This window comes from Rhodosalinus sediminis, from assembly GCF_003385555.1.
GTDB lineage: Bacteria > Pseudomonadota > Alphaproteobacteria > Rhodobacterales > Rhodobacteraceae > Rhodosalinus > Rhodosalinus sediminis.
The window spans coordinates 84,544-99,615 of sequence record NZ_QOHR01000001.1 but is presented as its reverse complement, the minus strand read 5'-3'; the positions used below and the strand labels follow the sequence as shown (position 1 = coordinate 99,615).

The 15,072-nt window shown below is 73.5% G+C and carries 14 protein-coding genes and 1 other RNA gene; 8 read left to right on the top strand and 7 right to left on the bottom strand.

The window, feature by feature from the left end; genetic code table 11:
* Positions 1-117: 117 nt before the first annotated feature.
* The 5 genes from DRV84_RS00545 to recR all read left to right on the top strand — a co-directional run bounded on the left by DRV84_RS00545 (position 118) and on the right by recR (position 5,061).
* On the top strand, positions 118-1,935 hold the full coding sequence (locus DRV84_RS00545) for a 5'-nucleotidase C-terminal domain-containing protein (RefSeq protein WP_158547707.1): 1,818 nt from the start codon (positions 118-120) through the stop codon (positions 1,933-1,935).
* 57 nt (positions 1,936-1,992) lie between these two features.
* Positions 1,993-2,089: signal recognition particle sRNA small type (gene ffs, locus DRV84_RS00540), an RNA gene on the top strand.
* Between the two features lie 147 nt (positions 2,090-2,236).
* Positions 2,237-3,985, top strand: coding sequence for a DNA polymerase III subunit gamma/tau (locus tag DRV84_RS00535; protein WP_115977797.1), 1,749 nt, complete (start codon positions 2,237-2,239; stop codon positions 3,983-3,985).
* 112 nt (positions 3,986-4,097) lie between these two features.
* Positions 4,098-4,442 (top strand): YbaB/EbfC family nucleoid-associated protein, encoded by a 345-nt coding sequence (locus DRV84_RS00530; RefSeq protein ID WP_115977796.1) that lies wholly within the window; start codon positions 4,098-4,100, stop codon positions 4,440-4,442.
* Positions 4,443-4,467: 25 nt separating this feature from the next.
* On the top strand, positions 4,468-5,061 hold the full coding sequence (recR, locus tag DRV84_RS00525; protein WP_115977795.1) for a recombination mediator RecR: 594 nt from the start codon (positions 4,468-4,470) through the stop codon (positions 5,059-5,061).
* A 274-nt stretch (positions 5,062-5,335) separates the two neighbouring features.
* Here recR and DRV84_RS00520 read toward each other — a convergent pair whose 3' ends face one another.
* The 4 genes from DRV84_RS00520 to DRV84_RS00505 all read right to left on the bottom strand — a co-directional run bounded on the left by DRV84_RS00520 (position 5,336) and on the right by DRV84_RS00505 (position 8,725).
* Positions 5,336-6,115: a DUF1013 domain-containing protein gene (locus DRV84_RS00520; protein WP_115977794.1), complete on the bottom strand. Its 780-nt coding sequence runs from the start codon at positions 6,113-6,115 to the stop codon at positions 5,336-5,338.
* A gap of 243 nt (positions 6,116-6,358) precedes the next feature.
* Complete coding sequence (locus tag DRV84_RS00515; RefSeq protein ID WP_115977793.1) at positions 6,359-7,030, bottom strand: class I SAM-dependent methyltransferase; 672 nt, start codon at positions 7,028-7,030, stop codon at positions 6,359-6,361.
* A complete protein-coding gene (locus DRV84_RS00510) occupies positions 7,030-8,022 on the bottom strand; it encodes an NAD(P)H-quinone oxidoreductase (protein ID WP_115977792.1) in 993 nt (330 codons plus the stop codon). The genes DRV84_RS00515 and DRV84_RS00510 overlap by 1 nt, the downstream gene beginning before the upstream one ends.
* A 4-nt stretch (positions 8,023-8,026) precedes the next feature.
* Positions 8,027-8,725 (bottom strand): COQ9 family protein, encoded by a 699-nt coding sequence (locus DRV84_RS00505; RefSeq protein WP_239994941.1) that lies wholly within the window; start codon positions 8,723-8,725, stop codon positions 8,027-8,029.
* A 174-nt stretch (positions 8,726-8,899) separates the two neighbouring features.
* On the opposite strand from DRV84_RS00505, the gene rpsU reads away from it, so the two are divergent.
* Complete coding sequence (rpsU, locus tag DRV84_RS00500; RefSeq protein ID WP_115977790.1) at positions 8,900-9,106, top strand: 30S ribosomal protein S21; 207 nt, start codon at positions 8,900-8,902, stop codon at positions 9,104-9,106.
* A 275-nt stretch (positions 9,107-9,381) separates the two neighbouring features.
* On the opposite strand, the gene DRV84_RS00495 is transcribed toward rpsU, so the two are convergent.
* The 3 genes from DRV84_RS00495 to dgcN form a co-directional block, all read right to left on the bottom strand.
* Positions 9,382-10,746 (bottom strand): erythromycin esterase family protein, encoded by a 1,365-nt coding sequence (locus tag DRV84_RS00495; RefSeq protein WP_115977789.1) that lies wholly within the window; start codon positions 10,744-10,746, stop codon positions 9,382-9,384.
* A gap of 21 nt (positions 10,747-10,767) precedes the next feature.
* Entirely contained in the window at positions 10,768-11,253 is a 486-nt protein-coding gene (locus DRV84_RS00490) for a DUF892 family protein (protein WP_115977788.1), read from the bottom strand.
* A 435-nt stretch (positions 11,254-11,688) separates the two neighbouring features.
* Complete coding sequence (gene dgcN, locus DRV84_RS00485; RefSeq protein ID WP_115977787.1) at positions 11,689-12,690, bottom strand: N-acetyltransferase DgcN; 1,002 nt, start codon at positions 12,688-12,690, stop codon at positions 11,689-11,691.
* Between the two features lie 263 nt (positions 12,691-12,953).
* Here dgcN and DRV84_RS00480 point away from each other — a divergent pair, with 263 nt between their 5' ends.
* Both DRV84_RS00480 and DRV84_RS00475 read left to right on the top strand, forming a co-directional pair.
* Positions 12,954-13,931, top strand: a complete 978-nt coding sequence (locus DRV84_RS00480; protein WP_115977786.1) for an HpcH/HpaI aldolase/citrate lyase family protein — start codon at positions 12,954-12,956, stop codon at positions 13,929-13,931.
* Positions 13,932-14,065: 134 nt separating this feature from the next.
* Positions 14,066-15,028, top strand: a complete 963-nt coding sequence (locus DRV84_RS00475) for an acetyl-CoA carboxylase carboxyltransferase subunit alpha (protein ID WP_115977785.1) — start codon at positions 14,066-14,068, stop codon at positions 15,026-15,028.
* The last annotated feature ends 44 nt before the right edge of the window (positions 15,029-15,072 follow it).

Below are 15,072 nucleotides of genomic sequence, written 5' to 3'. Positions count from 1 at the left end.
CGCGAAAGAGAAAGCGATAAAACAACCCATGATTGCATGGCGCCCGCGCGGCCGCTACGCTCGACCCCGCGGCCGGAACCGGCCGCGGAGATCCAACCGAGGCGCCGACCGTTCGACGTGCACCCCGACGACGAGACCTTCGGCCGGCTCCGCGCCGGCGAGGCGCATCTGCGCCTGATGGCGACGAGCGATCTGCACGGCAATCTGCTCGGCTACGATTACCTGTCGGACCGCCCGGCACCGGGCGCCGGGCTCGCCGCGCTGGCCCCGGTCATGGCGCGGCTGCGCGCGGGGCCGGGGGCGACGCTTCTTTTCGACAACGGCGACGTGCTGCAGGGCACGCCCCTCGGCGAAGCGGGCACCGGCGGCCCCGGCCCGATGCCGGTGGCCGAGGCCTTCCGCGCGCTCGGCTACGACGCGGCGACGCTCGGCAATCACGACTTCGACTTCGGGCTCGCGGCGGTGCGGCGTTTCGCCGCACAGGCCGGGCCGGCGGTGGTCCTCGGCAACCTCGTGCAGGCGGACGGCACCTCCGTCCTGCCGCCCGTCGCGCTGCTGGAGCGCGAGATCGCCGACGGCGCGGGGGTGCGCCACCCGCTGCGGGTGGGCGTCCTCGGCCTGACGACGCCGGGTGTGGCGCGCTGGAACGCGCATCACTTTCCCGGCGGGCTCAGCGTCACCGGCATGGCCGCCGCCGCCCGGCGGCGGGTGCCGGCGCTGCGCGCGGCGGGCGCGGAGGTCGTGGTCGTGCTCGCCCACGCCGGGATCGACCCGGCGGCGACGGCGCCGGGCGCGGAGAACGCCGCGCTCGCCGTCGCCGAGGTCGAGGGGGTGGACGCCCTCGTCGCCGGGCACACCCATCTCGCCTTTCCGGGGCCGGACCACGCCGCCGCGCGGGCGGTGGACCCCGCCGCCGGGCGGCTGAACGGACGTCCCGCGACGATGCCGGGCGCAGGCGGGCGCGCGCTCGGGGTGATCGAGCTCGCCCTCGTGCGCGACGGCGGGCGCTGGCGGGTGGACGGCGGCCACGGGCGCCTCGTGCGGCCCGGCGCGGCCAGTGGAGAGGCGGCAGGCGACCGAGCGCTCTCCGCCCGGCTGGCGCCCGCGCAATCGGCGGCTCTGGCGCGCATCCGGCGGCCGGTCGGCGAAAGCCGCGTGGCGCTTCACACCCATTTCGCCGCCCTCGGCCGCGCCCCGGCGGTGCAAGTCGTGGCCGAGGCGCAGCGCCTCTGGCTCGCCGAGGCGGTCGCGGGCACCGAATGGGCGGGGCTGCCGGTGCTCTCGGCCGCCGCGCCCTTCCGCGCCGGCGGCCGCGCGGGGCCCGCGCATTTCACCGACATCCCCGCCGGCCCGCTGCAGGCCCGGCATCTGGACGATCTCTACCCCTTCCCGAACGCGCTGCGCGCGCTGGTGTTGACGGGCGCGGACCTGCGGCGCTGGCTCGCGCGGAGCGCGGCGGCCTTCGCGCGCCTCGCACCGGGGGCGCGTGACGCCCCCCTCCTCGCGCCGGGCGTGCGCGCCTACACGCTCGACATGATCGCGGGGGTGACGGCGGAGATCGACCTCGCCGCGCCACCGGAGGATCCCGCCCGGCTGCGCCGCGTGCTGCGCCACGGCCGCGAGGTGGCGCCGGAGGCGCGTTTCCTACTGGCCACGAACAGCCACCGCCTCGCCGCCGGGGCGGCGCCGGCGGAGGCCGTCGTCCCCCTGCCCCGGCCGGTGACGAATCGCGAAACGCTCGACGCGCTCGCCGCGCGCGGCCCGCTCGATCCGCCGTCCGCGGCCGCCTTCGCCTTCGCGCCGATGCCGGGGACGACGGCGATCCTCGCCACGGCACCGGGCGCGCGCGCCCATCTTGCCGACATCGCGCCCTTCGCGCCCGAGGACCTCGGGACCGACGCCGAGGGGTTCCTGCGCCTGCGTCTGCATCTCTGAGCGCGCGGCCGCCGCGCCCCCTTGCGGGCGCGCCGCACGGTCGCTACATCCCAGCTTGAGAGGTTGGTGCGGGCAAGCGCCTCGCCAACCCGGTCAGGTCCGGAAGGAAGCAGCCGTAACGAGCCCCGCTTGGGTCGCTTTCCAACCTCTCACCTTCCCCGACAGCCCGACGCAATGAGTGATCGGAACGCCCGCACCGGGCCCGGCGGCGCGCGCCGGACGATCCGCGGGCGGCGGTGGAACTCGCCGCGCGCGCGGCCTAGTCTGTCCCGGCGCGCGAATCCCCGAGGAGCGACAGGGCATGTCCGAGACCCAGAGCGGCGGTTACCAGGTTCTCGCCCGGAAATACCGGCCCGAGACCTTCGCCGATCTCGTCGGGCAGGATGCGGTCGTGCGCACGCTCGAGAACGCCTTCCGCGCCGACCGCATCGCGCAGGCCTTCATCATGACCGGCATCCGCGGCACGGGGAAGACGACCACCGCCCGGATCATCGCCAAGGGGCTCAACTGCATCGGCCCGGACGGCACCGGCGGGCCGACCACCGCGCCCTGCGGCGTCTGCGAGCACTGCACCGCGATCTCCGAGGGCCGGCACGTCGACGTCCTCGAGATGGACGCGGCCTCTAACACCGGCGTCGGCGACGTGCGCGAGATCATCGATTCGGTGCGCTACCGCGCCGCCTCGGCGCGCTACAAGGTCTACGTCATCGACGAGGTGCACATGCTCAGCACCTCGGCCTTCAACGCGCTCCTCAAGACGCTCGAGGAGCCGCCCGAGCACGTGAAGTTCATCTTCGCCACCACCGAGATCCGCAAGGTGCCGGTGACGGTGCTCTCGCGCTGCCAGCGCTTCGACCTGCGCCGCATCGAACCCGAGGTGATGACGGAGATGCTGCGCCGCATCGCCGCCGCCGAGGGCGCGGAGATCGAGGACGGCGCGCTGGCGCTCATCGCGCGCGCGGCGGAGGGCTCGGCGCGCGACGCGACCTCCCTCCTCGATCAGGCGATCGGCCACGGCACCGGCCCCACCACCGCCGAGGAAGTCCGCGCGATGCTCGGCCTCGCCGACCGGGGGCGGGTGCTCGACCTCTTCGAGCGCATCATGGAAGGAAAGGCCGACGCCGCGCTCGAGGAACTCTCGGCGCAATACGCCGAGGGCGCGGACCCGGCGATGGTGCTGCGCGACCTCGCCGAGATCACGCACTGGATCAGCGTGGTGAAGGTCACCCCGGGCGCCGCCGAAGATCCCACCGTCGCGCCCGAGGAGCGCCGGCGCGGGCAGGACCTGTCCGATCGGCTGCCCATGCGGGCGCTCACGCGCATGTGGCAGATGCTGCTGAAGGCGCTCGAGGAAGTGGCGATCGCGCCCAACCCGATGATGGCCGCCGAGATGGCGGTGATCCGGCTGACGCATGTCGCCGAACTGCCCGCGCCGGAGGACCTGCTGCGCCGCCTGCAGGATCAGCCGCCCCCCGCCGGCCCCGGCTGCGGGCCTGCCGGCCACGCCGGCTCCGGGGCGCCCGCGGGCGGGGCGACGCAGGCGCGCGGCGCGGCCGCCCCGCCGCAGGCGCCCTCCGGCGGCCCGCAGGCTGGCCCGCAGGCCGCGCTCGCCCCCGCCGAGGCGCCCGAGACGCTCTGGGCCTACCCGCGCTTCGACGACGTGGTGGAGCTCATCCGCGCGCAGGGCGAGCTCAAGCTCCTCTACGACGTGGAGCACTGCCTGAAGCCCGCCGCCTACCGCCCCGGCCGGATCGAGGCCGAGCTCACGCCGGACGCCCCCGACGGGCTGATCCCCGAGCTCGCGCGGCGGCTGAAGGAGTGGACCGGCGCGCGCTGGTCGGTGACGGTGGTCAACGCGGGCGGCGGGCCGACCGTCGCCGAGGCGCGCGCCGCCGCGCTCCACGGTCACCCGCTGATGCAGGCGGTCTACGCCGCCTTCCCGAAAGCGAAGGTGACCTCCGTGCGCCCCGCCCCCACCGCGGCCGAGGCCGCCTCGGAGGAGGCGCTGCCGGAGGTCGAGGAGGAATGGGACCCCTTCGAGGAGGACTGAGCGCGCCCGCGCCACCGTGCCGCGCCCGCCCGGCGTTGCGCGCCCCGCCTTGCCCGGCCCGCAGCGCGCACGTATCTAGACCGCGACACAACCCGAACCGGGAGAGCCTGAGATGTTCAAGGGACTGGGCCAGATGGGCGACATGGCCAAGATGATGCAGGCCGCCAAGCAGATGCAGGAGCGCATGGCGGAGCTGCAGGAAGAGATGAAGGCCATGACCGTCACCGGCGAGGCGGGCGGCGGGCTCGTCAAGGCCGTCTCGACGCTCAAGGGCGAGCTCACCTCGCTCGACATCGACCCCTCGATCTTCTCGGGCGACGACAAGGAGGTGGTCGAGGACCTGATCCTCGCCGCCATCAAGGAGGCGCAGACCAAGGCCAACGCATCGGCGCAGGAGCAGATGCAGAAGCTGACCGAGGAGATGGGCCTGCCCGCCGACATGAAGCTGCCGTTCTGATCCGGCCCGCGCGGGGCGCCGGGGCATGACCCAGCCCACCGAGATCGAACGCCTCATCGAGATGATGGCGAAGCTGCCGGGCCTCGGGCCGCGCTCGGCCCGGCGCGCGGTGCTGCACCTCGTGGCGCGCCGCGAGGGCCAGCTCGGCCCGCTCGCGAGGCAGATGCAGCTCGTCGCCGACACCGCGCAGGCCTGCGAGCGCTGCGGCAACATCGGCACGGCGGCGCTCTGCCCGATCTGCGCGGATCCCGCGCGCGCCAACGGGCAGATCTGCGTGGTCGAGACGGTCGCCGATCTCTGGGCGATGGAGCGTGCGGGCGTGTTCCGCGGGCGCTACCACGTGCTCGGCGGCACGCTCTCGGCGCTCGACGCGGTTGGGCCGGAGGAGCTCGGCATCCCGACGCTGCTGGCGCGGATCGACGACGAGGCGGTGCGCGAGGCGATCCTCGCCCTCCCCGCCACCGTCGACGGGCAGACCACCGCGCATTACCTCGCCGATCAGCTGGAAGCGCGCGTCACGCTGACGTCGCTCGCGCAGGGCGTGCCCATCGGCGGCGAGCTGGACTTCCTCGACGACGGCACGATCACCGCCGCCCTCGAGGCGCGCAAGCCGCTCTGAGCGGGCGCTCATCGGCCCTGCCGGGCCTCTTCGCGCGCGCACCGCCGCAGCATGTCACCCGGCCCCTGCGGCCCCGAGCATACCTGCCCGGACACTGCGGCAGGCGGCACCGCCCGGACGCCGAGCCGCACCTGACCGCGACAGGGCCACCTCGCGCCCTGCGTCGCCGCTCTCTCCGCGATCGGTGATGCGCCGCGCCCCGGCCGGACGAAAGGCCTACCGCGGGGCACGGCTGCGCCACCCGCACCCGGCCCCGACCCGGCGCGCCCAGACCTCAGCCGCGCCCGGCCTCCTCGTCCTCGTCGTCGTCCTCCTCCGGGTCGCCCGGCAGGTTGAAGAAGCTCTCGGCGTCGCGGTAGCTCTCCTCCGACGGTGCCTCCTCCTCGCTCTCCTCCGGCGCGCCCGACAGGGTGAACGACTCGAGCCCCTCGATCGAGGACGGCATGCGCGGCTCGGCCTCCATGCCGAGGCTCTGCTCGGTCGTCACCAGCCGCCGGCGCTCGTCGTCGGACATGACCTCGCCGGCGCGCGCCTTGCGCTCGGCCGCCTTCTGCACCGCCTCGTCGAGCTCGGTCTGCTTGCAGAGCCCCAGCGCCACCGGATCGATCGGCTGGATGTTGGCGATGTTCCAGTGCGTGCGCTCGCGGATCGACTGGATCGTCGGCTTCGTCGTGCCCACGAGCCGAGAGATCTGGCTGTCGGCGAGCTCGGGATGGAACTTCACCAGCCAGAGGATCGCCGCCGGCCGGTCCTGCCGCTTCGACAGCGGCGTGTAGCGCGGGCCGCGCCGCTTGTCCTCGTCGCGCGCCGCCGGGTTCGGCTTCAGTTTCAGCTTGTAGAGCTTGTTCTCCTCGCCCTTGCGGATCTCCTCCGCCTCGAGCTGGTTGTTGGCCACCGGGTCGAAGCCCTTCACCCCCGCGGCCACGTCGCCGTCGGCGATGCCCTGGATCTCCAGCTCGTGCATGCCGGTGAAATCGGCGATCTGCTTGAAGGTGAGCGTGGTGTTGTCCACGAGCCAGACGGCGGTCGCCTTCGGATGCAAGAGTTTCGCCATGCCAGATATCTCCTCGAATACGGCTTCCCCGCCGCCCGGGATCGGGCTGCCCCGGGCCGGGGCGGTTCGAGTTGTCGGGGAACTCACCGCGCATATAATGAACGCACCGCGCGAAGGAAAGGGGCGATCGCCCCGCCACCACCCCGGTCCGTCCCGGTCCATCATCTTGGCCCAAATACTCTCGGGGGGTGAATTGGCCGTCAGGCCAAGAGGGGGGCAGACAGCCCCCCTCCCCGGGCGCCGTCAGCGCAATGCCGCGATCTCCAGCGCCACGGCCTGCTCCGAGAAGGCGACGAAGTCGTAGCCCTCCGCGCCCAGCGCCTCGGTGAGCGCGCGGTATTCATGCGCGCGCCAGCCCGGGTAGCCGTAGAGCTCGTCGAAGACGAGCACGGTGCCCGGCACGAGCCGCGGGTAGAGCGCGTCGAGGACGAAGCGCGTCGGCGTGTAGGTGTCGAGGTCGACATGCGCGAAGGCGACGGGGCCCGGCGTCTCCGCCAGCCACCCCGGCACCGTGTCCTGCACCATGCCCTGCACCAGCCGCACGTTCGCGCGCACCTCGGGCGCCGCGCCGCCGGTCGAGAAACGGCCCCTGCGCCCGCCGCGCGGGTGGCCAGTCCAGTCCTCCTGAAGCCCCTCGAAGCTGTCGAAGCCCCAGACCGTAACGCCGATCTCCTGCAGCACCCGGGCGAAGAGGTTGACGCCGTGCCCGCGCCAGACGCCGAACTCGGCGTAGAGCCCGCCGGCGCCGAAGCGGTCGCGCGCCCGCGCGCAGGCCCAGCGCCGCAGGTCGGCCTTCTCCGGAAAGAGCATGGCGCGCGCCATGGGCTCGCGGAAGGCCTCGAAGCTGTCGCGCACGGCCCAGTCGTGCAACAGGTCGAGCGGGGTCGCCCGCGCCGGCGTCTCCTCGCCCGCCATCAGCCGCCCGCGGCGCGGAGCACGATCTTGCCGATATGCGCCGAGCTCTCCATCCGCGCATGCGCCGCCGCGGCCTCCTCCAGCGCGAACTCCGAATCCATGACCGGCGCGATGCGGCCCGCCTCGATCAGCGGCCAGACATGCGCGCGCAGCCCCTCGGCGATGCGCGCCTTGGCGAGGTCGGACTGCGGGCGCAGCGTGGAGCCGGTGATCGTCTGACGCTTCATCATCAGGGGCGCGAAGTTGATCTCGGCCTTCGGCCCCTGCAGGAAGGCGATCTGCACGAGCCGCCCCTCCTCGGCCAGCGCCTTGAGATTGCGCGCGATGTAGTCGCCGCCCACCATGTCGAGGATCACGTTCGCGCCGCCCTCGGATTTCAGCACCTCGACGAAATCCTCCGCGCGGTAATCGATCGCCCGCTCCGCGCCGAGCCGCAGGCAGGCCGCGCATTTCTCCTCGGAGCCGGCGGTGGCGAAGACGCGCGCGCCGAAGGCGCGGGCGAGCTGGATCGCCGTGGTCCCGATGCCCGAGCTCCCGCCGTGCACCAGAAACCGCTCCCCCGCCTCGAGCCCGCCGCGCATGAAGACGTTCGACCAGACGGTGAAGACGGTCTCCGGCAGGCAGGCGGCCGCGTCGAGCCCCATGCCCGCCGGAACCAGCAGGCAATGCGCCGCCGGGGTGACGGCGTAGTCGGCATAGCCCCCGCCCGGCAGCAGGGCGCAGACCCGATCCCCCTCGGACAGTCCTGCGACCCCCGGGCCGACGGCCGCGATCTCGCCCGCGGCCTCGAGCCCCGGCAGGTCCGACGCCCCCGGCGGCGGGGCGTAGGCGCCCGCCCGCTGCAGCGCGTCGGGCCGGTTGACGCCCGCGTAGGCGACGCGGATCAGCACCTCGCCGTGCCCCGGTTCGGGCACCGGGCGCGTCACGGCGCGCAAGACCTCCGGCCCGCCGGGTTCGCCGATCTCGACGGCGCGCATCATGCGCTCTCCCATGGCGTCACTCCTGCGGCGCGGGCGCCGGCCAGTGCCCGGGCATGTCGGCGGCCCCGCGCCCGCGCGGCGCCGCCACCCGGTTCAGAACCCACTCGGGGCCGGCGAAGAGCCGCTTGACCACCGGGTTTGCCTTGACCTTCTCGATGCGCATCACGTCCTCGATCCGCCGGTCGAGGAAGGACCAGGTCGCCGCCGCGTCCGGCGTGTCGTCGCCGAGCCAGTAGAGCACCGTCGCGGAGTAGACGCCGGCGAGCGTCGCGCGCTTGGTGTAGTAGTTCACGTCGCGGTCGGTGTCGCCGAGCGCGGTCCAGATGGCGTCCGCCGTCTCCCAGATGAGCCGCGCCCCCTCGGGCGCGTAGGGCGGCAGCGCGAAGAGGGACGCGGCGCGGCGCACCGCCTCCGTGTCGCCGGCCGCCTCGATCCGGGCGCGCACCGCGAAGCTCACCCGCTCGCGCGTGCGCATGCCCAACAGATCGGCCCGGGCGAGCCGCGCCTCCATCTGCGCGTCGCCCCGCTTGTGGAAGGCGACGGCGAGATCCACCGCCCCGCGCGGAAAGAGCGCCCGGGCGAGCGCGGGTTCGACGCCCGCATCCCGCACCGCGGCGCGGAAGGCGTCCTCCGACCAGCCGTCGAAGGGCACATGCAGGAGCGCCGCGTCGAGCAGCGCCTCGCGGTCGGTCTCGGGCGGCATGTCTGCGGGCATGGAACCTCCTCGGGTATTGGGGCGTCGGGCGTCGGACGTCTGCGTGCCATTCAAGGCGCGCGGCGCGCATCTGTCCAGAGGTCGCATCCGCGCAGTGGACTCGGGCCGCGCACGCGGCTATAGTGCCGCTTCACTTATGGCGCAACGTCCAGACGGAAAGGTGGTGACCCCTACATGCAGGTCAGCGTTCGCGACAACAATGTCGATCAGGCGCTCCGCGCGCTGAAGAAGAAACTCCAGCGCGAGGGCGTGTTTCGCGAGATGAAGCTCCGGCAACATTTCGAGAAACCGTCCGACAAGCGGGCACGCGAAAAGGCCGAGGCCATTCGCCGCGCACGCAAGCTGGCGCGCAAGAAGGCGCAGCGCGAAGGGCTGCTCTGAGCGGCTGCGAAGCTGAACCGCGGCGCCCTGACGGGCCGTAGTGGTTTTCCGGCCCTGGCACCCGCGGTGCCAGGGCTTTTTCGTGCGCCACCACACCGGCTTCCCCTCAGCCGAACCGACCTCCCGCGACCGCGCCCTCCAGCGGGACGGCCACGCAGCCCCCGCCCCATCATCTTGGCCCAAATACTCTCGGGGGGTGAATTGGCCGAAGGCCAAGAGGGGGGCGGACAGCCCCCCTCCCCCGCCGCCGACGTCGCGCCCGCGCCGCGCCCCCGTCAGAGGCCGAAGGGATAGGTGTCCGGCACCCCGGCGCGCAGGTGCTCGGCGCGCAGCGGCGTGACCGCCTCGGTCTCGTCGAACCAGACCCAGGCGTCGAACTGCCGCGAGAGCGCCGCGTCGGCGTAGTGGCTCAGGAGCTCGCTCTCGGGGCGGTAGATCACGCCGATGAAGCGCTCGAGGCGCGCCTCGGCGAGGCGCTCGGCAAGCGCCGGATCGCGCCGGTGATCGAGCAGGAAGCGCCCAACGCCGCTCTCGTGGCAGAGCCGCTCGACGCTGTCGGCGCGCGCGGGGCGCACGCGCTTGACCTCCATCGGCCCGCCCCAGTCGCTCGCGGCGGCGACGGTGCCGGTGTTGGTGCCGAAGCCGATCAGCGCGGCCTCGTCGCCCCAGCGCTCGCGGCAGAGCTGGCCGAGATTGAGCTCGCCCCGCAGCGCGCCAATCTCGGTCGCGCGCGCGTCGCCGATGTGGGAGTTGTGCGCCCAGACCACGGCCTTCGCCTCCGGCCCCCGCGCCGCGAGGAGGTTGGAGAGCGTCTCGAACATGTGCGTGTCGCGCAGGTTCCAGCTTTCCGCGCCGCCGTAGTACATGATCCGGTAATAGCGCTCCGCCGCGCGGATCAGCCGGGCGTTCTGCGCCGCGTCGAGGAAACTCTCGCCGTCCTGCGCCGCGTAGTCGAGGCGATGCGCCAGCAGATCGCGCAGCTGCGTGACGACCTCCTCCTCGCAGGCGGCGTAGCCTTCGGTGAGCGCCGCGCGCCCGTAGACCGCCGGATCCTTCTGCCAGGGCGTCAGGCAGCCGAAGCGCTCGCGCGCGACGCGCGCGGCCTGCGGGTCCACCCGGTCGAGATAGGCGAGCACCTCCGCGATCGCGTCGCGCAGGTTGTAGAGGTCGAGCCCGTAGAACCCCGCGCGCGCGGCCGGGTCGGGGAGGCGCGCGTTGTGCGTGCGCAGCCAGTGAACGAAGCCCTCGACCACCGTGTTGCGCCACATCCAGTCGGGGAAGCGGTGGAAGGCGCGCGCCTCCTCGGCGCGCGGCGCGTGATGGGCGACGTAGCGGTTCACGGCGGCGGCGTCGGGCCAGTCGGCCTCCACCGCGACGAGGGTGAAGCCGTGCTCCTCGATCAGCCGCCGGGTGATCGCCGCGCGGGCGCGGTAGAACTCCGAGGTGCCGTGGCTCGCCTCCCCGAGGAGCACCACGCGCCGGTCGGCGAAGCGGTCGAAGGCGCGGGCGAAGGCCGCGTCGTCGATCTCGGGCAGGGGCTCGGCCGCCCGTGCGATGTGCTCGGCGAGGGGCGCCGCGGCCTGCGCGCCGGCGCTCTGCAGAGCGTCCGGCGGGGCGGCGGGGGGACGAGAGGGCTGCATGTCGGATCTCCGCAGCGGGCGTCAGGCGGCTTCGGTGGTGACGCCGGCCTCGGCGATCTCGGTCAGGCGCGCGTCGGCCTCCTTTTCCGCGGCGACGATGGCCTCGAGGCGCGACCGGTCGCGCATGCCGAGCGGTTTCGCCCGGGCCACGAGGCTGCAATGGCGCGCGATCTCGTCGTGCTGCCCGCGCTGCGCCGAGGCGCCGCGCGCCGCGTCGCGCGCGCCGGCGTCCTCGATGGCGCCCGCCCAGCGGTCCGCCTCGTCGAGCATGGCGCGCATTTTCCGATCCGCGTGCGCGCGGGGGGCGGCGTCATGCGCGGCGATGACCTCGGCCAGCGCGTCGCGGTGGCCAGCGGCCTCGGGCACCTCGCCGTGCAGGAGCGCCGTCAGGGCGGGGTCGGAGGCCTTGGCGCCGAACGCGTCGAAGGCGCCGGCGATCTGCGCCTCGGCCGAGCGCGCCTCCTGACCCTTGGAAAGGTCGAGGGTCTCGAGGTCGGTGATCTGCATGGCGTCGCTCCCGTCTGCGGCACGGGCCGTAGCCCGTCATTGACGGAACGCCCCGCCCGCGCGGCGGTTCCGGCCCTCCTCGCGCCCGACCGGGCGCGCGTCGGGCGCGGGGCACCGTGGATGCGATGTCGCGCGGCGGACAGGCCTCGTTCCGGCGACCGGCCGCGGCACGGGAGGGGGCGCAGGCGCGCGCCGTCGTCCCGCCCGGCAGGGGGCCGGCAGCCGCGGCGGGCGCTCTCGCTCGAGTGCGGGTCTCGAGGGGCGGCGACGGACAGGGAGGGGGCGCTGCCCCCTCTTGGCCTCACGGCCAATTCACCCCCGGAGTATTTGGGCCAAGATGATGGGGGCGGGCGGTGTGGACCTGCCGGGCGAGACGCCCCGGGACGTGGCGCCGCGTCCGGCGGGCAGCCGTGGTCCGCGACGGGGACCCGGGGCTCAGAGGGCGGCGAGCGGCTCGATCAGGCGCGCGGCGCCGTGGCGGAAGGGATCGACCGTGGGCAGGCCCATGCGCGCTTCGACCTCGGCGCAGTAGTCGAGGGCCTCCTGCTCCGAAAGGTGCTGCGTGTTCACCGAGACGCCGGTCGCCACGCAGCGCGGGTTGGCCACCCGTGCGAGCGTCAGCGAGAGATCGCGCAGATCCTCGAGGCGCGGCACCGGGTAGTCCGGCAGCCCGCGCATGTGCGGGCGCGTCGGCTCGTGGCAGAGCACCAGCGCATCCGGCGCGCCGCCGTGGATCAGCGCCATCGTCACCCCGGAATAGGAGACGTGGAAGAGGCTCCCCTGCCCCTCGATCACGTCCCAGTGGTCCGGGGCGTTCGCCGGCGTCAGCCACTCGATCGAGCCGGCCATGAAATCGGCCACCACCGCGTCGAGCGGCACGCCGTCGCCGGTGATCAGGATGCCCGTCTGCCCCGTCGCGCGGAAGGTCGAGGCCATGCCCCGGCGCCGCATCTCGGCGTCGATGGCGAGCGTTGTGTACATCTTGCCCACCGAGCAGTCGGTGCCCACCGCGAGCAGCCGCTTGCCCGCGCGCGGCGTGCCGTCGGCGATGGGATAGGCCACCTCCGGCACGCGCACGTCGTGCAGCATGCGGCCGGTGGCCTTCGCCACGGCGACGAGATCCTCCTCGTCGCGCAGCAGGTTGTGGAGCCCCGAGGCGAGGTCGAAGCCCTCCTCCAGCGCGGCGATCAGCACCTTCTTCCACGCGGCGGAGATCACGCCGCCGCGGTTGGCGACGCCGATCACCAGCGTGCGCGCCCCGGCGGCCTTCGCCGCGGCGAGATCCATGTCCGGAAGCCCGAGATCGGCCTTGCAGCCCGCCATCCGGTACTGGCCGACGGCGTTCTCGGGCCGCCAGTCCCGGATCCCCTGCGCGACCTTCGCGGCGAGCGGATCGGGCGCGTCGCCCAGAAAGAGCAGGTAGGGTGTCTGGATCATCGCGGTCTCCCTCGTTCGGGGGCAGTCTAACGCGACGTGCGGGAAATGCATCGCAAAGCTCCCGCACAGCGCGCGCTGCGCGCAAGATCCTCCCGCCGGCGCCCGCTTGCGCGGCATCCTGCCCCGCCGGGACCGCCGCCCGCCGGCGTCGCCTCACAAAGCTGCACGATGCGGCGGCGCGGCGAAACACTCTTGCGCGCGCGGGGGCGATCCACTAGCCCGCGGAGGGAATTTCCGCATCCTGACAGACGAGGGACACCCGCATGAGCTTCACGATCCCCCCCGCGCCGCCGGCGCGTCCCAACCGCTGCCAGCTCTTCGGCCCCGGCTCGCGGCCGGAACTCTTCGAGAAGATGGCCAAGAGCGACGCCGACGTCATCAACCTCGACCTCGAGGACTCGGTCGCGCCCGACGACAAGGACGCCGCGCGCAAGAACGTCGTGGACGCGATCAACGACGTGGACTGGGGCGCCAAGACGCTCTCGGTGCGGATCAACGGGCTCGACACGCCCTACTGGCACAAGGACGTGGTCGAGCTGATCGAGGGAACGAAGGGCCGGCTCGACCTGATCATGATCCCCAAGGCGGGCTGCGCCGGCGACATCTACGCGGTCGACGCGCTGGCCACCGCCGCCGAGGCGGCGAGCGGCAAGGACAAGCGCATCGGATTCGAGGCGATCATCGAGACGGCCGCCGGCCTCGCCCATGTCGAGGAGATCGCGGCGGCGAGCCCGCGGATGGAAGCGCTCTCGCTCGGCCCGGCGGATTACGCGGCCTACATGGGCATGGCGACGACGCACATCGGCGGCACGCAGTCGAACTACTACATGCTCTCGCCCAAGGAGCACGAGGGCACGCGCGAGACGCATTACGGCGATCCGTGGCACTACCCGATCGTCGCCATCGTCGCCGCCTGCCGGACCCATGGCCTCCTGCCGGTGGACGGCCCCTTCGGCGACTTCTCCGATCCCGACGGCTTCAAGGCGCAGGCGCTGCGCTCGGCGACGCTGGGCTGCGTCGGCAAATGGGCCATCCACCCGAGCCAGGTGGCGCTCGCCAACGAGGTCTTCACGCCCACGGACGCGGCGGTCGAGGACGCGCGCGCCATCATCGCCGCGATGGAAGAGGCCAAGGCCGCCGGCAAGGGCGCGGCGACCTACAAGGGCAAGCTGATCGACATCGCCTCGATCAAGCAGGCCGAGGTCATCGTGAAACAGGCCGAGATGATCGCCGCACGGTGAGGCGCTCGCCACGACGCGCGCGAAGGGCGGCCCCATGGGGCCGCCCTTCGTCGTTCCGGCCGGGGGCGCCCGCGTGCCCGGTTGCATCCGCCGGGGGCCGTCGTCATATACCCGCGGAACACGGACAGGCGGTCATGACGATCTATCTCGATTTCGAAAAGCCGCTCGCCGAGCTTGAGGGCAAGGCGGAGGAGTTGCGCGCGCTCGCGCGCTCCGGCGAGGGCGTGGACCTCAACGCCGAGGCCGAGGCGCTCGACGCGAAGGCGCGGACCATGCGCGCCCAGCTCTACAAGGACCTTTCGCCCTGGCGGAAGACCCAGGTCGCCCGCCACCCGCAGCGCCCGCACGGGGCGGACTACGTCGACGCGCTCTTCACCGAGTTCACGCCGCTCGCCGGCGACCGCAACTTCGCCGAGGATCACGCGGTGATCGGCGGGCTCGCGCGGTTCGACGACCGGCCCGTCATGGTGATCGGACACGAGAAGGGCCACGACACCAAGACGCGGCTGGAGCGCAACTTCGGCATGGCGCGCCCCGAGGGCTACCGCAAGGCGATCCGCCTGATGGAGATGGCCGACCGCTTCGGCCTGCCGGTGATCACGCTGGTGGACACGCCCGGCGCCTACCCCGGCAAGGGCGCCGAGCAGCGCGGCCAGTCCGAGGCGATCGCGCGCGCCACCGAGACGTGCCTCGGCCTCGGCGTGCCGCTCGTCTCGGTCATCGTGGGCGAGGGCGGCTCGGGCGGCGCGGTGGCCTTCGCCACGGCGAACCGCGTCGCGATGCTGGAGCATTCGATCTACTCGGTGATCTCGCCCGAGGGCTGCGCCTCGATCCTCTGGAAGGACGCCGAGAAGATGCGCGAGGCGGCCGAGGCGCTGCGCCTGACCGCGCAGGACCTGAAGAAGCTCGGCGTGATCGACCGGATCGTGTCCGAACCCCTCGGCGGCGCGCATCGGGACGCCGAGGGCACGATCGCCGCCGTGGGCGAGGCGCTGCGCGCCATGCTGGGCGAGCTCGAGGGGACCGACCGCGCGGGCCTGCGGGCCGACCGGCGCGACAAGTTCCTCGAGATGGGCGCGCGCGGCCTCGCCGGCTGAACGCGGGCGCTTTCGCCCGGCGCGCCGCGTCCGACCTCCGGTCG